The 17,053-nt window shown below is 60.6% G+C and carries 15 protein-coding genes; 6 read left to right on the plus strand and 9 right to left on the minus strand.

Going from position 1 to position 17,053, the window contains the following annotated elements:
• Positions 1-133, plus strand: a 133-nt coding sequence (locus AB1E34_RS16575) for a transposase (protein ID WP_372573319.1), incomplete at its 5' end; no start/stop codon positions are given.
• Between the two features lie 430 nt (positions 134-563).
• Here AB1E34_RS16575 and gyrB read toward each other — a convergent pair.
• The 7 genes from gyrB to mutM form a co-directional block, all read right to left on the minus strand.
• Positions 564-2,981 carry a DNA topoisomerase (ATP-hydrolyzing) subunit B gene (gene gyrB / locus AB1E34_RS16580; protein WP_372573445.1) on the minus strand — a complete coding sequence of 806 codons (2,418 nt, stop codon included), beginning with the start codon at positions 2,979-2,981 and terminating at the stop codon, positions 564-566.
• A gap of 83 nt (positions 2,982-3,064) precedes the next feature.
• Positions 3,065-4,162, minus strand: coding sequence for a DNA replication/repair protein RecF (recF, locus tag AB1E34_RS16585; RefSeq protein ID WP_372573446.1), 1,098 nt, complete (start codon positions 4,160-4,162; stop codon positions 3,065-3,067).
• Between the two features lie 62 nt (positions 4,163-4,224).
• Positions 4,225-5,346: a DNA polymerase III subunit beta gene (gene dnaN, locus AB1E34_RS16590; protein ID WP_306201704.1), complete on the minus strand. Its 1,122-nt coding sequence runs from the start codon at positions 5,344-5,346 to the stop codon at positions 4,225-4,227.
• Positions 5,347-5,528: 182 nt separating this feature from the next.
• Positions 5,529-6,920, minus strand: coding sequence for a chromosomal replication initiator protein DnaA (dnaA, locus tag AB1E34_RS16595; protein WP_372573447.1), 1,392 nt, complete (start codon positions 6,918-6,920; stop codon positions 5,529-5,531).
• A gap of 562 nt (positions 6,921-7,482) precedes the next feature.
• On the minus strand, positions 7,483-7,746 hold the full coding sequence (gene rpsT, locus AB1E34_RS16600; protein WP_306201706.1) for a 30S ribosomal protein S20: 264 nt from the start codon (positions 7,744-7,746) through the stop codon (positions 7,483-7,485).
• A gap of 175 nt (positions 7,747-7,921) precedes the next feature.
• Positions 7,922-8,698 carry an acryloyl-CoA hydratase gene (acuK, locus tag AB1E34_RS16605; protein WP_372573448.1) on the minus strand — a complete coding sequence of 259 codons (777 nt, stop codon included), beginning with the start codon at positions 8,696-8,698 and terminating at the stop codon, positions 7,922-7,924.
• Positions 8,699-8,763: 65 nt separating this feature from the next.
• The gene (gene mutM / locus AB1E34_RS16610) at positions 8,764-9,615 is read right to left on the minus strand and encodes a bifunctional DNA-formamidopyrimidine glycosylase/DNA-(apurinic or apyrimidinic site) lyase (RefSeq protein WP_372573449.1); all 852 of its coding nucleotides are present in this window, start codon (positions 9,613-9,615) and stop codon (positions 8,764-8,766) included.
• Positions 9,616-9,700: 85 nt separating this feature from the next.
• Here mutM and ubiE point away from each other — a divergent pair, with 85 nt between their 5' ends.
• Positions 9,701-10,453 carry a bifunctional demethylmenaquinone methyltransferase/2-methoxy-6-polyprenyl-1,4-benzoquinol methylase UbiE gene (gene ubiE / locus AB1E34_RS16615; protein WP_372573450.1) on the plus strand — a complete coding sequence of 251 codons (753 nt, stop codon included), beginning with the start codon at positions 9,701-9,703 and terminating at the stop codon, positions 10,451-10,453.
• Positions 10,454-10,456: 3 nt separating this feature from the next.
• A complete protein-coding gene (gene ubiB / locus AB1E34_RS16620; RefSeq protein WP_372573451.1) occupies positions 10,457-11,983 on the plus strand; it encodes a 2-polyprenylphenol 6-hydroxylase in 1,527 nt (508 codons plus the stop codon).
• A gap of 94 nt (positions 11,984-12,077) precedes the next feature.
• On the opposite strand, the gene AB1E34_RS16625 is transcribed toward ubiB, so the two are convergent.
• Positions 12,078-13,253 carry an acetyl-CoA C-acyltransferase family protein gene (locus AB1E34_RS16625; RefSeq protein ID WP_372573452.1) on the minus strand — a complete coding sequence of 392 codons (1,176 nt, stop codon included), beginning with the start codon at positions 13,251-13,253 and terminating at the stop codon, positions 12,078-12,080.
• A 114-nt stretch (positions 13,254-13,367) separates the two neighbouring features.
• Here AB1E34_RS16625 and AB1E34_RS16630 point away from each other — a divergent pair, with 114 nt between their 5' ends.
• From AB1E34_RS16630 to tdh, 3 genes are all read left to right on the plus strand, one after another.
• On the plus strand, positions 13,368-13,934 hold the full coding sequence (locus AB1E34_RS16630) for a helix-turn-helix domain-containing protein (RefSeq protein WP_372573453.1): 567 nt from the start codon (positions 13,368-13,370) through the stop codon (positions 13,932-13,934).
• 103 nt (positions 13,935-14,037) lie between these two features.
• The gene (locus AB1E34_RS16635) at positions 14,038-15,222 is read left to right on the plus strand and encodes a glycine C-acetyltransferase (protein WP_372573454.1); all 1,185 of its coding nucleotides are present in this window, start codon (positions 14,038-14,040) and stop codon (positions 15,220-15,222) included.
• A 14-nt stretch (positions 15,223-15,236) separates the two neighbouring features.
• A complete protein-coding gene (gene tdh / locus AB1E34_RS16640) occupies positions 15,237-16,271 on the plus strand; it encodes an L-threonine 3-dehydrogenase (RefSeq protein ID WP_372573558.1) in 1,035 nt (344 codons plus the stop codon).
• A 21-nt stretch (positions 16,272-16,292) separates the two neighbouring features.
• Here tdh and AB1E34_RS16645 read toward each other — a convergent pair whose 3' ends face one another.
• Complete coding sequence (locus tag AB1E34_RS16645; protein WP_372573455.1) at positions 16,293-17,042, minus strand: metallophosphoesterase family protein; 750 nt, start codon at positions 17,040-17,042, stop codon at positions 16,293-16,295.
• Between the last annotated feature and the right edge of the window lie 11 nt (positions 17,043-17,053).

The following is a 17,053-nucleotide window of genomic DNA, read 5'->3' on the forward strand; positions in this document are numbered from 1 at the left end:
CCGCAAGCGCTATTGGGGACGCCGGTTCTGGGGGCGAGGGTATTTCTCAACGACCAACGGCGCCATCACCGAAGACGTCGTGTTGCAATACCTCGAAAACCACATCGCCGATCCTACCGACGTCAGTCGGTAGTCGTTCAGTTGAGCAAGATTGGTAGCAACTATTCCAACAAGTCAAGCACGCAGATTAGGTCGGTGATTTGTTGTAGGTGTGATCTTTGAAGGCGAAAGCGAGACAAAAGATGCTTTCTATACACACCTTTAACTAATTTCGTAGTCGCGCCAGGACACACCACAATGCATCATCGGCATTCGACGGAGCCGAGCGTAAGGAAAGCCACTTGCGCTGCTCAATCCTGCTTCAAAAAACTAGCACTGGTATCGATCAGTGAGCGAAAACACAATCCTACATCCAACCAACCAACGTGGCACTGAGCTTGATGACGGCTTAAGGGTGAGTTGACCGCTTTCAAAACACACAAAAAGGGAAATCATGCAATATTATGGGCAAACTATGCAATCTTTTGGGGCGATTGCAGTTTTTTACGCTTCCCTACAAACCTTCAAAAGTCCAAGTTCTCAACGCTAAGGGCGTTTTTCTGGATGAACTCGCGGCGTGGTTCGACGACGTCTCCCATGAGCTTGGTGAAGAGATCGTCAGCTTCGACCATATCGTCCACTCGTACCTGCAACAGCGTGCGCGCATCCGGGTCCAGAGTGGTCTCCCAGAGTTGGTCGGGGTTCATCTCACCCAAGCCCTTGTAGCGCTGCAGGGACAGGCCCTTTTCGCCCTCCTCAAGGATCGCGCGTAGCAGGTCGAGCGGGCCGTGGATCGCTTGCATCCGGTCGCGGCGAACCAGCGTTGCGGGCGTGCTATAAATCTCCTGCAGGCTCTGGGTGAAGCTGCCGGTCTTGCGGGCCTCGCCTGAGCGCAGCATCGGGCCGTCCAGCGTGCGCACCTCTTCCACTCCGCGTAGGATGCGGGCCAGACGGATGCCGTGATCCTGCGTGATCCGGCCCTGCCAGCCGCGCTCGTATTCCAGTGCGATAAGGTCGAGACGGGCGGCGACCTTGTCCGCCACACCCTGTAGATCGGCGTCTACGGCGCCGGGCACGAAGGCTCCCGCAACCGCAGCCTGTTCCAGGATATGGCGGGGGTAATGGGTCGGGAACGCGTCCAGCACGCGTTTCAGCTGCCGCGCCTCGTCGACAACACGGGTCAGGTCCTGACCGATGATTTCCTCACCCGATCCGAGCTTCAGCACGGCCCCCTCGACACCCTGATTGATCAGATAGTCATCCAGCGCGGCTTGGTCTTTCAGGTATACCTCGGACTTGCCGCGCGCCACTTTGTATAGCGGTGGCTGAGCGATGTAGAGGTAGCCGCCCTCGATCAGTTCCGGCATCTGGCGGTAGAAGAAGGTCAGCAGCAGGGTCCGGATATGCGCGCCGTCCACGTCGGCGTCGGTCATGATGACGATCTTGTGGTAGCGCAGCTTTTCGATGTTGAACTCATCGCGGCCAATGCCGGTGCCCAGCGCCATCACGAGGTTACCGATTTCTTGCGACGACAGCATCCGGTCGAACCGCGCGCGTTCCACGTTCAGGATTTTCCCGCGCAAGGGCAGCACGGCTTGGGTCAGCCGGTCGCGCCCGGTCTGGGCCGAACCACCAGCCGAGTCGCCCTCGACCAGGAACACTTCGGTTTTCGAGGGGTCTTTCTCGGAACAATCCTTGAGCTTGCCGGCGAGGTAGTTCACATCCATCGCCGTCTTGCGGCGGGTCAACTCGCGGGCCTTGCGCGCGGCTTCGCGGGCCAGGGCGGCCTCGATGATCTTGCCAACGATCTGCTTGGCCTCATTGGGGTTCTCTTCGAACCATTCGGCCAGCTTCTCATTCACCATGCTCTCCACTGCGGGGCGCACTTCGGATGAGACCAGCTTGTCCTTGGTCTGCGACGAGAACTTCGGATCGGGCACTTTGACCGAAAGCACACAGGTCAGCCCTTCGCGCGCGTCATCGCCGGTAAAGCTGATCTTTTCCTTTTTCGCGATGCCGCTGGATTGCGCATAACTGTTGATTGTCCGCGTCAGGGCGCCACGGAAACCGGCCACGTGCGTACCGCCATCGCGCTGCGGGATGTTGTTGGTGAATGGCAGGACCGTCTCGTGATAGCTGTCATTCCACCACATCGCGATCTCAACCCCGATCTCGTCACGCTCGCCCTTGATGTAGATCGGCTGATCCATCACCGGGCTTTTCGAGCGGTCGAGATACTTGACGAACTCCTTGACCCCGCCTTCGTAGAACAACTCTGTTTCCAACCGCTCGGCGGGGCGTTCGTCGATCAGGATGATGCGCACGCCCGAGTTCAGGAAGGCCAGTTCACGCAGCCGCTTTTCCAGCGTGTCGAAGGAGTAGTCGAGGTTCGAGAACGTGTTGGTCGAGGCCAGGAACCGCACTTCGGTGCCGGTTTGTTCTCCGCACTCCCCGACAACGGTCAGATGCTCGCTGGTCTCGCCACCCTCGAAGCGTGCGACATGTTCCTTGCCCTCGCGCCAGATGCGCAGTTCCAGCCAATCGCTCAGCGCGTTCACCACCGAGACACCAACGCCGTGCAGACCGCCCGAGACCTTGTAGGAATTGCTGTCGAATTTCCCGCCCGCATGCAGCTGGGTCATGATGACCTCGGCGGCGGAAACGCCTTCTTCTTCGTGAATGCCCACCGGAATACCGCGGCCGTTATCGCTGACCGAGACACTGCTATCGGCGTGGATTTTCACGGTGACGTGATCGGCATGACCGGCCAGAGCCTCGTCTATGCCATTATCGACGACTTCATACACCATATGGTGCAGGCCCGAGCCATCATCGGTGTCGCCGATATACATGCCGGGACGTTTGCGAACCGCCTCCAATCCCTTGAGAACCTTGATGGAATCCGCGCCATATTCCTGCGGGGTTTGCTCGTTCTCGGACATTCGCGCCTTCCTATTATATTTCTGCGATTTTATACGAAACGCAGGCGGGAATGTCACGTGAATCCCCTCGTTTTTTGAGGGTTTCAGGCGGGTGAAACCTGCGAGAGTCCGTCTGCTTCGGTCACGCTCAGATATTGCGCCCGATCGCCCAGTTCGGCGAACAGTTCGGGCCCCGTTCCGGTCATCCAGGCCTGCGCGCTCAGGGCGCAAATCTCGTCGTAAAGTGCTGCCCTGCGGCCAGCATCCAGATGCGCCGAAACCTCGTCCAGCAGCAGGATCGGTGGTGTGCCGATAAGACCCGAAAGCGCCCGCGCATTGGCCAGGATCAGTGAGATCAGCAGCGCCTTTTGTTCGCCCGTCGAACAATCTTTCGCGGGGACGCACTTGGCGGCATAGACGCCATAAAGATCGCTGCGATGTGGCCCAACAAGCGCCCGCCCGGCAGCGATGTCGCGAAAACGGGACTCCTGCAGCGCCTCGCGCAGGTCCGCCTCGGTCTCGGGCATCTCACCCTCAGACTGGATCAGGTCCAGTTCCGCTGTTGGAAAGGCGGTCTCGGCATCATTCTGGGCGCGGCGCAAATGGTCCAGCGCCGCAACGCGACCCTGATGGATGCGATGGCCTGCCGCAGCCATTTGCTGTTCCAGCGCGCCGTACCAATGGGCGTCGCGCACTTCGTCTTTCAGCAGCCGGTTACGCTCGCGCATGGCCTTGTCATAGGTCAGCGAGGCCTCGGCATGGCCGGGATCGAAGCTAAGCGCGATCCGGTCCAGAAAGCGCCGCCGCCCTTCTGCCCCCTCGATCCAGAGCCGGTCCATCGCAGGGATCAGCCAGACCACGCGCGCTATCTGGCCCAGCGCGATCTGGCTGGCGCTCTTGCCGTCCAAACGCACCTGCCGCGCGGCGCCACTCTCGGACCAGGTTTCGATCTCGTACCGTTTGCCCTGCGTTTCAAGAACGCCTGTCAGCTTCCAGCCCAGCGCCTCGGGGCGGCGCGTCATGTCGGCGGCGCTGGCCCGGCGCAATCCGCGTCCGGGTGAGAATAGCGAGACCGCTTCGATGACATTGGTCTTGCCCGCCCCATTGGGGCCATGCAGCGCCACGGGCCGCCCGTCCAGCGCCATCTGCGCCCGCTTGTGGGACCGGAAGTGAGAGAGTTTGAGGGATGTCAGGGCCAGCAAACCAACCAGCCCCTTCTTCTATTGGAGACGACGCTCGCCGATGGCATCGCGTGGCAGCACGATCAAACGCGCATCGGCATGACCACATAGACCGCGCTCTGATCATTGCCTTCGCGCATCAGGGTCGGGTCACCGGCCGAATTGAACATGAAGACCGCGTTTTCCCGATCCACCTGGCTGGCAATTTCCAGCAGGTATTTGGCGTTGAATCCAATCTCCAGCCGCTCATCGCCATAGGCCACCGCCAGTTCTTCTTCAGCAGCGCCGCTATCGGGGGCGTTGACCGACAGGACCAGCTTGTCCTCGTCCAGTTGCAGCTTCACCGCGCGCGACCGCTCTGACGACACCGTCGCCACCCGGTCCACGGCCTGCGCAAATTCCGAGGCATCCACCTCCAGCCGCCGGTTATTCCCCTGCGGGATGACGCGGGTGTAATCGGGGAAGGTGCCGTCGATCACTTTCGAGGTCAGCGTGATGTCAGGCGTGGCAAAGCGCACCTTGGTTTCACTGACCGACACGGCGATATCCATCTCGTCATCGTCCAGCAGCTTGCGCAGCTCGCCCACGGTTTTACGCGGCACGATCACGCCGGGCATGTCCTCGGCCCCGGCAGGCAATTCGGAATCGATCCGGGCCAAACGGTGCCCGTCGGTTGCGACACAGCGCAGCGTCTTGCCGCCCTCGGGGCTGTCGGCTACGTGCATGTAGACGCCGTTCAGATAGTACCGTGTTTCTTCGGTGGAAATGGCGAATTTCGACTTGTCGAAAAGGCGCCGCAATACGGCGGCATTGGCCGTAAAATTCGACTGGTATTCCGAGGACGCCATGACCGGAAAATCCTCTTTCGGCAGAGTGGCCAAAGAGAAGTTCGAGCGGCCCGCCTCGACCGTCAGACGGCCTGTCGCGCTATCTGCGGTCAGTGTGACAAGCGCGCCGTCGGGCAGTTTGCGCACGATCTCATGCAGGGTGGTCGCGGCGACGGTGGTGGCGCCTGCGCGTTCAACCTGAGCGGGGGCACTGTCGACCACTTCGATGTCCAGATCGGTTGCCCGGAACTGAACGCTGTCGCCTTCGGCCTCGATCAGCACATTGGCCAGAATGGGGATGGTGTTGCGCCGTTCCACAACAGACTGAGCCTGCGCCACGGCCTTGAGTAGAGTGCCGCGTTCGATGCTGATCTTCATTTCCCTTGTTCCTCTGCATGGGCCGGGACACGCACCCTAGCGGGTTGCCGCACCGACACAAGATTTTTTACAGATTTGTCAGCCGGAAAGACACGGGCGTCAAGGCCCGTGCCCCACTCGGAATGCAGTTCCCGGTCAAACGTGTGGAGGAACACACAAATGACCGGGAAACCGAGGGTCGATCAGGCCTCTAGCGCGCGGCGCAGCATCTCGACATCTTCGGCGATCTGGCCGTCGGTCAGCTTCAGCTCTTCGATGCGGCGTACGCCATGCATGACGGTGGTGTGGTCGCGCCCGCCAAAGCGGCGCCCGATCTCGGGCAGCGACCGGCTGGTCAGTTGCTTGCACAGGTACATCGCGATCTGCCGGGGCCGCGCGTAAGAGCGCACACGCTTGGGCCCGATGATGTCGCTGAGGCGGATATTGTAGTATTCCGAGACCTTGCGCTGGATTTCCTCGACCGTGATCTTGCGCTCCGAGGCACGCAGAACATCGGCCAGGCAATCCTGGGTCAGCTCCATGTCGATCTCACGCCCTACCAGCGAGGCAAAGGCAAAGAGCCGGGTCAGCGCGCCTTCGAGCACGCGCACATTGGTGGAAATGCGATGGGCGAGGAATTCCAGCACGCCGTCGCGGATTTTCAGGTCGGGGTAGGTGGCGCTGTGCTGCTGCACCTTGTTTTGCAGGATGCCCAGACGCAACTCGTAATCGGTCGGGTGCAGATCGACGACCAGGCCGCATTGCAGGCGCGATTTCACCCGGTCTTCCAGATCCTTGATCTCACCCGGTGCGCGGTCAGCCGAAATGATGATCTGCTTGTTCTGATCCACCAGCGCGTTGAAGGTGTGAAAGAACTCTTCCTGGGTGCTGTCCTTACCGGCGATGAACTGCACGTCATCGACCATCAGCACGTCGACCGAGCGGAAGAGATGCTTGAAATCCATCATCCGGCGTTCGCGCAGGGCCTGCACGAAGCGGTACATGAACTGTTCGGCAGACAGGTAGAGTACGTTCAGGTCAGGCTGACGTTCGCGCAGTTCCCAGGCGATGGCGTGCATTAGGTGCGTTTTGCCCAGCCCGACGCCCCCATAAAGCACCAGCGGGTTGAACGTGACGGGGCCGCCCTCGGACACGCGGCGGGCGGCAGCATGGGCCAGTTCGTTCGGTTTGCCGACGACAAAGCGTTCAAAGGTAAAGCGCTTGTCCAGCGGCGCAGTCTGCAACGCGTCCAGCGGCGTATTGGAAAGGGCGGGCGAGGCGGCAGGTGCGGCGATCGAAACTTCCTGCTCTGCTTCTTCTTCAGTTGCGATCATGGTCGGGCGTACGGGCGAGTTTGCTGCGACGCGAAAGGCCAGACGGCGCACGTCCTCGCCGGACGTGTTCAGTTCATAGAGAATAAGATCGGCGAAGTTCTGGCTGACATAGTTTCCCATGAAATTCGTGGGCACCGAAAAGACGGCGACGCCATCTTCCAGTTCCTGAAATTTCAACGGCTCGATCCAGGTCGTATAGTTGTTTTTTCCGACAGTCTTGAGCAGTCGTTCACGAAGTTGTCCCCATTTCTCTTGTGTCATCAAGTGCCTCACGCATCCCTCGTTTTGCTGGGCCGCCATCCCGGCAGCCGCCATTTTTGCCCATTTATTGACCGGAGTTCGGCCGGCCACGGCTCACACGCAAAGGGGTTGCGCCATCGGAATTCGATCCGAAGCGAGTTGTCCTCCCGTCAGACAACAATACCGGCAACACGAACACAGACTCCGCAGTGACAACGGACTCGTGGCGCGCAAATTCGGCACACAACTTTATCTAGACAGGGCTACACCGCGTGGCAGTACGCAGCTAGCAGCAGACCAAGCCTTCCGGGCTGACCCGGAGCGTGGCTTTCGTCTTCGCTCGTCTCTGATGCCTGTCAGAATCGACCAAAAACGTCCTGTCCCCCCAAGCGAGTGAATCGCTAGAACAGTGGTAGCAACACGAGGGGCGCGGCAGCAATGAAACTCTAATGTTGACTCAGTCTTTAATGACAACGAATCTCGGGCGCCTGCGGGACAGCGGCAATGTTGCAACAGCCATAAAAAAAGGCACCGCAGGGGTGCCTTTTTCAGATCTTCGCATTTTGCAGATTCGCTGCGCGGATCAGGCCATCGCCTTTACGCGTGCGGACAGGCGCGACATCTTGCGGGATGCGGTGTTCTTGTGGAAGACGCCTTTGGACACGCCGCGCATCAGCTCGGGCTGTGCCGCGCGCAGGGCTGCGGTTGCGGCCGCCTGATCGCCGGACGCAATGGCCTCTTCAACCTTGCGGAGGTGGGTACGGATGCGCGAGCGACGCGCTTTGTTGATTGCGAAACGCTTTTCGTTCTGACGGGCGCGCTTCTTGGCTTGGGGCGAATTGGCCATGTGGTCTGTTACCTTATCTCGGTTCCGTTGTCTCGATTGCGCAATGACGGAACCTGCAGGGGCCGGAGTTCACCCTTGTGATTCGAGCCTGAGCGGGCCGCACGCGCATGTATAGCGGCGCTCATTACCCAAGTTCGCAGGGCTTGCCAAGCCCAATCTTGGGCCCGGCCAACCGCTACTTGTCGCGGAACTGCGCCTCGCGCTTTTCCAGGAAGGCGGCCATGCCCTCTTTCTGGTCTTCGGTGGCAAACATCGAATGGAACACGCGGCGTTCGAACAGCATGCCCTCGTTCAGGGTCAGTTCATAAGACCGGTTCACCGATTCCTTGGCGGCCAGAACGCTCAGCTGCGATTTTTCGGCCACTTTCTGCGCGGCGGCCATTGCCTCTTCCATGAGCTTCTTGGTGGGTACGATGCGGCTGACCAGCCCGGCGCGCTCGGCCTCTTCGGCATCCATGAAGCGCCCGGTCAGGTTCATGTCCATCGACTTCGACTTGCCCACAAAGCGGGTCAGACGCTGCGATCCGCCCATGCCCGCGATGACGCCCAAGTTGATCTCTGGCTGGCCGAACTTTGCATTTTCGGCCGCAATGATGAAATCACACATCATCGCCAATTCACACCCGCCGCCCAGCGCATAGCCCGATACGGCTGCAACGATCGGTTTACGGATGGCACTGATGCGGTCATTGGCCGAGGCAAAGAGGTTCTCTTCGAACACCTCGACAAAGCTCTTCTCGGACATCTCCTTGATATCGGCACCGGCGGCAAAAGCCTTGTCCGACCCGGTCAGGACAACACATCTGACCTTGTCGTTTTCGTCGGCGCTTTCCAGCGCCGTGCACAGCTCGCCCAGCAACTCGGTGTTGAGCGCGTTCAGCGCATCGGGTCGGTTCAGTTTGATGAGGGCGACGTGGTCTTCAATGTCGACGATGATCGTCTGAAAAGCCATTGAGTGGTGCTTTCGGTTGTTCCGGTCAGAAGCGATTCCTTACCATGCACAGCCTATGGTTCAAGCTATCTTTGGCAAGCCGGACAATAGAAAGACGACCGGCCCGACTGCACGATGCGCGTGATCACGCCGGGGCAATCGGGGGTTCGGCAATGCTGACCCTCGCGGTCATATACATCGAAGCGGTGCTGGAAATATCCAAGCTCACCATCGGCTTGACGGAAATCGCGCAGGCTCGACCCGCCCGCCTCAATCGCCTCGGACAGGACGGCGCGGATGATCGGAACCATTGCACCCACACGGGATGCAGAAATTCTGCCAGCCTTGCGGCGCGGCGAGATACCGGCGCGATAGAGCGTCTCGCAGACATAGATATTGCCCAGACCGGCAACGATTCCCTGATCCAGCAGCGCGGATTTCACCGGCGTGTTGCGGTCTTTGAACGCCGCGATCAGATACGGCTCGTCAAAGGCGTTACCCAAGGGCTCCGGCCCCAAAACCGATAGCAGCTTGTGCTGTTCCGCACCATCGGTCGGCATCAGGTCCATCGCCCCGAAGCGGCGCGGATCGTTGAAGGTCACCCGCGCTCCGTTCTCCATGTGAAACACCACATGATCGTGTTTTTCCGGCATCGGATGCTCATGCAGGAACTGACCCAGCGGATCGCCCGAGACGGTCATCCGCCCCGACATACCCAGATGGATCAGCAGCGTCTCGCCGCTGCTTAGATCCAACAGCAGGTACTTCGACCGCCGCCGCAGACGTTCTACACGCACATCGTGCAGCCGCTCGGCCATGCGCTCGGGAAATGGCCAACGCAGGTCGGGGCGGTTGACGTCGGTCCGTTTCAGGACCACACCGTCCATCGCGGGCAAAAGGCCGCGCCTGACGGTCTCGACCTCGGGCAATTCGGGCATTAAGGCACTCCTGTCCAATGGGCCGCATTGTGCCCACCTCTCAGCGTCCTATAACAAGGGCGAAATTCAGCAAACGGCAAGCCGCATGTCAGACAGAAGCGACACAACCACCCATTTCGGTTTCAAAACCGTCCCCGAGTCCGAGAAAGCGGGACGTGTGCAGGGGGTCTTCAATTCGGTCGCCTCGAAATACGACATCATGAATGATGTGATGAGCGTCGGCATCCATCGGGTCTGGAAAGATGCGATGATGGATTGGCTCGCGCCGCGCCCCGGCCAGCGGCTGCTGGATGTGGCAGGCGGCACCGGTGACATCTCGTTCCGGTTCCTCAAACGCGCAGGCTATGGCCACGCCACGGTTCTGGACCTGACCGAACCAATGCTGATCGAAGGCCGCAAGCGCGCCGAGGCTGAACAGATGGCCGACAGTCTGGATTGGGTGGTGGGTGATGCCATGGCGCTGCCCTTCGAGGACAACACGTTCGACGTCTACACGATCTCGTTCGGCATCCGGAACGTGACCCGCCCGCAAGAGGCCCTGAACGAGGCGTTCCGCGTGCTGCGTCCCGGTGGCCGCCTGATGGTGCTGGAATTCAGCCAGATTCCCAATGACGGGCTACAGAAACTTTATGATCTCTACAGCTTCAACGTCATCCCGCGCATGGGGCAGATGATCGCCGGGGATCGCGACAGCTATCAGTATCTGGTGGAATCGATCCGCAACTTCCCCGATCAGGAGACTTTCCTGTCGATGCTCTGCAAGGCGGGGTTCGAGAACGCCAAATACCGCAATCTGAGCATGGGGATCGCGGCCCTGCATTCCGGCTGGAAAATCTGACGCATGCGCGGACCCCACAACATCATTCGCCTGATCCGCACAGGCGCCACGCTAGAGCGCACGGGCGCCATGAACGTGGTGCTGGATGCCTTCGAGGCCCCCGCCGCCCTGCGCTTCGTGGCCCATGCGCTGGGCAAACCGTTCCAGTGGCTCGGCTACAAGGGCGACCCCGACATGCCACCCGCCACCCGCGCACTCACTGCGCTGGGTCCGGCTTACATCAAGTTCGGTCAGATTCTCTCGACCCGCCCCGACGTGGTGGGCGATGAGTTGGCGGTGCAATTGCGGGTGTTGCAGGACAAGTTGCCGCCCTTTTCCCGGCAGGAGGCGATGGAAGAGGTCGAGCGCGAACTCGGACAGCCGGTGCCCGAACTGTTCGAAGAATTCAGCGAACCGATTGCCGCCGCCTCGATCGCGCAGGTTCACAAAGCCCGCATCGCCCATGGTGGCACAGAAGTGGCCGTTAAAGTGCTACGTCCCGGCATCGAAAAGGCGTTTCAGAAAGACATCGACGCCTTTTATCTGGCCGCCCGCATCGTCGATCTTTTTGCGCCCGGCGCCCGCCGGTTGCGCCCGTTGGAGGTGATCGAACATTTCCACGGTGTTGTCCGCGGCGAGCTTGATCTGCGCTTGGAAAGCTCCGCAGCCTCGGAATTTGCCGCCAATACGCAAAAGGACGAAGGCTTCCAGCTGCCGACGATCATGTGGTCGCTCTCGGCGCGCCGGGTGATGACGCTGGGCTGGGCCGATGGCGTGCCCCTGGGGGACAACGACGCGCTGGACGCGGCAGGCCATGACCGGCGTGTCCTCAGCGAACGGGTGCTGACCCTGTTCCTGCAGCACGCGCTGCGCGATGGCTATTTCCATGCCGACATGCATCAGGGCAACCTCAAGGTCGCGCCCAATGGTGATATCGTCGCCTATGATTTCGGCATCATGGGCCATATCGACCAATATACCCGCCGGGTCTATGCCGAGATTCTCTTCGGCTTCATCCGCCGCGACTACAAGCGCGTGGCCGAGGTGCATTTCGAGGCGGGCTACGTTCCCGCCGACCGTGATGTCGACGAATTCGCCCGCGCCCTGCGCGCGGTGGGCGAGCCGATCTTCGGTATGGATGCCAGCCATATCTCGATGGGTCGACTGCTCAATTACCTCTTCGAGGTGACCGAACGCTTCGGGATGGAAACCCGCACCGAACTGATCCTACTGCAACGCACCATGGTCGTGGTCGAGGGCGTTGCCCGGTCCCTGAACCCGCACATGAATATCTGGGAGGTCGCACGCCCGGTGGTCGAAAGCTATATCACCGAATCCATCGGTCCGCGCGCTGTGCTGTCGGATTTCTCCGACACCGCCAAGGTGCTGGCCCGCTTTGGCCCGCGCCTGCCTGCGCTAGTCGAAAAGATGCTGATTGCGCAGGCCACCGAAGAGCCACCGAAATCGCCGATATCCCTGCCAGTCTGGACTGCCCTTGCCGGATCAGGTGTCGGCGCCGGGGTTGTCCTACTGATCAGCGCCCTGTTCTGAGCGGGTCCGCAAGCTTCATCTGGCCGGGAATATCCACCGGGGGAGTCGCGCGACGCGCGATGGGGGGCAGACAGCCCCCCTGCAACGATCCGGATCAGAGCCGTTCGATGGCAATGGCAATGCCCTGACCACCACCAATGCACATGGTGATCAGACCTTTGGACCCGCCGATGCGCTCCAACTCGTACAGCGCTTTCATGGTGATGATCGCACCGGTCGCTCCCACCGGATGGCCGAGCGCAATCGCCCCACCATTCGGGTTCACCTTGGCCGCATCCAGCCCAAGCTCCTTGTTCACCGCCAGCGCCTGCGCGGCAAAGGCCTCGTTGCTTTCGATGACATCGAAGTCATCCACCGACAGACCGGTGCGCTTCATCAGGTTCTGCACCGCAGGCACCGGCCCGATGCCCATTACCTCGGGGCGCACACCTGCATGGGCATAACCGAGAATGCGCGCCTTGGGCTTCAGGCCCGCTCGTTCCGCTGCATCTGCCTTGGCAAGCACCATCGCCGCCGCGCCATCATTGATGCCTGACGCGTTGCCTGCGGTCACCCGGCCATCTTTCTTGAATACGGCGCGAAGCCCGGCCAGCGCCTCGGCAGTGGTGGGTTTGGGGTGCTCGTCGACCTTGAAATCGACCATGTCGCGACGCACCTTGACCTGCACTGGCGCGATCTGGCTGTCAAACACCCCGCCTTCGATCGCCGCCGCCGCGCGGCTCTGGCTGGTCAGCGCGAAATTATCCATATCCTCGCGGGTGACCTGATGTTCATCGGCCACATTCTCGGCGGTCACGCCCATATGGCCGGTGCCAAACGGGCAATTCAGTGCGCCCAGCATCATGTCGAGCGACGCCACATCGCCCATCTTCTGACCCCAGCGCGTCGCGGGGGTGATAAAGGGGCTGCGCGACATGCTCTCGGCCCCGCCCGCGACCGCAAATTCCGCATCGCCCAGCATCAGGGACTGGGTCGCCGAGACGATGGCCTGTGCCCCGGACCCGCACAGGCGGTTCACATTCATTGCAGGTGTGCCGTTCGGAATACCCGCCTGCATCGCGGCGACCCGGCTCAGATACATGTCGCGCGGTTCGGTGTTGATCACGTGGCCGAAGACCACATTGCCGATCTGTGCGCCCTCAACGCCTGACCGCTCCAAAGCGGCCTCAGTTACAACGGTGGCCAGATCGATTGGCGCGGTCGAGGCCAGCGCACCGCCAAAGGTACCAATTGCGGTGCGCGCACCATCCAGAATTACGACATCGGTCATGTATCACTCCTCACGATTTTGCACATTATGCACTTGGCCCGCCGCACTGTCGCATGGGACGTGGGGTCACATCTTCGATTGACAAACATCACGACGACGCGCAGAAAATCCGTCATGACGGACAATCCCGACGATATCCTGAACCGCTTGCCATCCCGGCTGAAAGAGGCGCGCCGCGCACAAGGTCTGTCGCTGGAAGCAGTGGCGAACCTCAGCGGTGTCTCTCGCTCGATGGTCAGCCAGATCGAGCGCGGCGAGAGCAGCCCGACCATTGCAACGCTGTGGAATCTGACCCGCGCCCTGCAGGTCGATTTCGCCGGACTGCTGGAGGATGGCGACAGCGCGGACAAGATCGAAGTGCTGCACAAGGGCGAAGTGCCGAGCATCGACAATATGGGCGAAGGCTGCCGTATCCGCATCCTGTCCCCGCCCGAAGAGGCCGGCGGGCATGAGGTTTATGACATAAGCTTCGAGGCAGAGGGAATTCTCAGCAGTCAGCCCCACATGCGCGGCGCGCAAGAGCAACTGACCGTGCTGGAAGGTTCCGTACAGGTTACTTCGGGCGCAGCGGTCACCGACCTGTCTGCGGGCGACACGGCGCGCTATGCGGCCGACGTCCCGCACGCGATTGCGGCCCAAAGCGGTGCGGCCCGCGTGTTTCTGATCGTCAAGAACGCCTGATAGGGAAAATTCCGCCTTTGCGGAAAAAAATCCAATATTACGAAATCCCCTATTTGGGAATCTTGTCCGTTATGCTAGAAGCGCGACTCAAATGGAGGTCGCCATGTCGCACGCATTCCTGTCGCAAATCTCTGACACGCTCGCTCAGATCGAGGCCGAGGGGCTCTATAAACGCGAGCGAATGATCACCTCGCCGCAGGGCGGCGAGATCACGGTGGGCGGGCGGCAGGTTATCAACCTGTGCGCCAACAACTATCTGGGTCTGGCCGATCATCCCGACCTGATTGCCGTAGCTCGCGATGCGATGGAGCCGAAAGGTTTCGGCATGGCCTCGGTCCGGTTCATCTGCGGCACGCAGGATATTCATCGCGAGCTGGAGCACAGGCTTGCGGCCTTTCTAAAAAAGGATGACGCGATCCTGTTTGCCGCCTGTTTCGATGCCAATGGCGGGCTGTTTGAGCCCTTGTTGGGGCCAGAAGACGCGATCATCTCGGACAGCCTGAACCATGCCTCGATCATCGACGGGGTACGGCTGTGCAAGGCCAAGCGCTATCGCTACCTGAATAATGACATGAACGATCTCGAAGCATGGCTGAAACAGGCGCGCGAGGATGGGGCACGGCATATCATGATCGCCACAGATGGCGTGTTTTCGATGGATGGCTATCTGGCCAACCTGCCGAAAATCCGCGAGCTGGCGGACAAGTATGACGCCATCGTCATGGTCGATGACTGCCACGCCACCGGTTTCATGGGGCCAAACGGGGCAGGCACGCCGGATCACTTCGGTGTCGATGTGGACATCCTGACAGGGACGCTGGGCAAGGCACTTGGGGGGGCAATCGGCGGTTATATCGCCGGGCCGCAGCCAGTGATCGACCTTCTGCGGCAGCGGGCGCGGCCCTATCTGTTTTCCAATTCGCTGCCGCCCTCCATCGTCGCCGCCGGGCTAGAGGCGATACGTCTGGTTGAAGAGGGCGCCGACCTGCGCGCGCAACTCTTCGACAACGCCAGGTATTGGCGGACCGGGCTGGAAAAGTTGGGCTTTGACTTGCTGCCGGGTGAGCATCCGATCATCCCGGTGATGCTGGGTGAAGCGACACTGGCGCAGGACATGGCGGCGCAGTTATTTGACGAGGGTGTCTATGTCTCGGGCTTCTTCTTTCCGGTAGTGCCACGTGGGCAGGCGCGGATCAGAACCCAGATGAATGCGGCTCTAACAAAGGAAGAACTGGACCGCGCGCTGGCAGCCTTCGGCAAGGTCGGTAAGGCTCTGGGGGTGATCTGATGCGACCCAACACCATGAAGGCGCTGGAGAAGTCCAAGCCCGAGGAAGGTCTGTGGATGGTGCAGGCGCCAGTCCCCGAAATCGGCCCCGACGAGGTGCTGATCCGGGTGACCAAGACCGGCATCTGCGGCACCGATATCCATATCTGGAACTGGGATGACTGGGCCGCGTCCACCGTGCCGGTGCCGATGATCACCGGGCATGAGTTTGCCGGTGAGATCGTCGAGATCGGCAAGGACGTGACCGGGTTGGAGGTTGGCCAGCGCTGTTCCGGCGAAGGACATCTGATCGGAACCGACAGCCGTCAGAGCCGGGCGGGCAAGTTCCATCTGGACCCCGGCACACGCGGGATCGGTGTGAATGAGCAGGGGGCGTTTGCGCAATATCTCAAGCTACCCGCCTTCAATGTGGTGCCCTTGCCGGATGATGTGCCGGATGAGATCGGTGCCATTCTGGACCCGTTGGGCAATGCCGTACACACCGCGCTCAGCTTCGATCTGCTGGGAGAGGATGTGTTGATCACCGGTGCAGGTCCCATCGGCATCATGGCCGCCGCCGTTGCGCGACACGCCGGGGCGCGCAATGTGGTGATCACGGATATCAACCCGGACCGTCTGAAACTGGCGGAACATGTGGTGCCCAGCGTGCGGGCCGTCGATGTCTCGCGCGAGGATCTGCAGGACGTGGTCGCCGATCTGGGCCTGAAAGAGGGCTTTGATGTGGGGCTTGAAATGTCGGGCTCGCAGGTGGCGCTCGACCAGATGGTCGAGGCGCTGGTGATGGGCGGCAAGATCGCATTACTGGGCATCCCACCAGGCAAATCGCCCGTGGACTGGAGCCGGATCGTGTTCAAGGCAATCACCATCAAGGGTGTCTATGGGCGCGAGATGTTCGAGACCTGGTACAAGATGATCGCCATGCTGCAGAACGGTCTGGATGTGACACGGGTGATCACCCACCGGTTTGGCGTCGATGAGTTCGCGCAGGGCTTTAGGGCGATGAAATCAGGGCAATCCGGCAAGGTTGTGCTGGACTGGACCGGCATTTAGAGGCTCTGCCTCGAGGTCTTTTTAGCCAGATGAAAAAGCGGATCGGGGTGCGAGCGCAATGCGCCCTTGATCCGTGAGCTGCCAGCAGCTTTTTCCTTCGAACACTGCGGCGCTCAGAGGTTTGCCATATCCCGCACCGCTGTCCAGATTGATGCGGTTGCCATAGTGGGTTGCCACGTTGACCGGCGTATGGCCATGCACGATCAGTTTCGGATGCGGTTTCGCATAGGTGTGAAAGTTTTGCCGAATCCAGACCAGGTCGTTTTCGCTCTGCTGGGTCAGCGGAATGCCGGGGCGGATTCCGGCATGGACAAAGGCGAGGTCGGGGGTTTCGAACATCGGGCGCAAGCCACGCAGGAAATCAACATGCGCGTGCGGCACGATCTCTTTCGCTTCTGCATGCAGGTCTTCCAACCGGGTCATGGTGTCGTAGCTCAAACCATAGCTCTGCAGCGTCTCGGTGCCGCCCAGCCTGTCATGCAGCCAGTGATAGCCAACCAGAAGATGCGGGTCATGGCGTGGCACATCCTCCATGAACCAGGCAAACATGCGGTCGTGATTGCCCAGGAGCGTGATCCAGTCCCGCCCTGCCTGTTGCCCCTCGATCAGCAGATCGATCACCTTCTGGCTGTCGGGGCCGCGATCCACGTAATCCCCCAGAAAGACGACGCGGGCGTCGGGGCCGCCATCCGCCTCGATCAATGCCAGAACGCGGTGCAGTTCATCAAGCTGCCCGTGAATGTCGCCTATCGCATAGATCGGATCTGTCATCCCTGCCTCCG

It is taken from the genome of Ruegeria jejuensis, assembly GCF_041537905.1.
GTDB lineage: Bacteria > Pseudomonadota > Alphaproteobacteria > Rhodobacterales > Rhodobacteraceae > Ruegeria_C.

Bases quoted from the DNA above. Each gene is read 5' to 3' on its own strand.
- ubiB (WP_372573451.1), top strand. From the start codon at position 10,457: ATGCGCGGACCCCACAACATCATTCGCCTGATCCGCACAGGCGCCACG.
- AB1E34_RS16625 (WP_372573452.1), bottom strand. From the start codon at position 13,253: ATGACCGATGTCGTAATTCTGGATGGTGCGCGCACCGCAATTGGTACC.
- AB1E34_RS16630 (WP_372573453.1), top strand. From the start codon at position 13,368: ATGACGGACAATCCCGACGATATCCTGAACCGCTTGCCATCCCGGCTG.
- AB1E34_RS16635 (WP_372573454.1), top strand. From the start codon at position 14,038: ATGTCGCACGCATTCCTGTCGCAAATCTCTGACACGCTCGCTCAGATC.
- dnaN (WP_306201704.1), bottom strand. From the start codon at position 5,346: ATGAAGATCAGCATCGAACGCGGCACTCTACTCAAGGCCGTGGCGCAG.
- acuK (WP_372573448.1), bottom strand. From the start codon at position 8,698: ATGGCTTTTCAGACGATCATCGTCGACATTGAAGACCACGTCGCCCTC.
- ubiE (WP_372573450.1), top strand. From the start codon at position 9,701: ATGTCAGACAGAAGCGACACAACCACCCATTTCGGTTTCAAAACCGTC.
- mutM (WP_372573449.1), bottom strand. From the start codon at position 9,615: ATGCCCGAATTGCCCGAGGTCGAGACCGTCAGGCGCGGCCTTTTGCCC.
- tdh (WP_372573558.1), top strand. From the start codon at position 15,237: ATGAAGGCGCTGGAGAAGTCCAAGCCCGAGGAAGGTCTGTGGATGGTG.
- dnaA (WP_372573447.1), bottom strand. From the start codon at position 6,920: ATGACACAAGAGAAATGGGGACAACTTCGTGAACGACTGCTCAAGACT.
- gyrB (WP_372573445.1), bottom strand. From the start codon at position 2,981: ATGTCCGAGAACGAGCAAACCCCGCAGGAATATGGCGCGGATTCCATC.
- AB1E34_RS16645 (WP_372573455.1), bottom strand. From the start codon at position 17,042: ATGACAGATCCGATCTATGCGATAGGCGACATTCACGGGCAGCTTGAT.
- rpsT (WP_306201706.1), bottom strand. From the start codon at position 7,746: ATGGCCAATTCGCCCCAAGCCAAGAAGCGCGCCCGTCAGAACGAAAAG.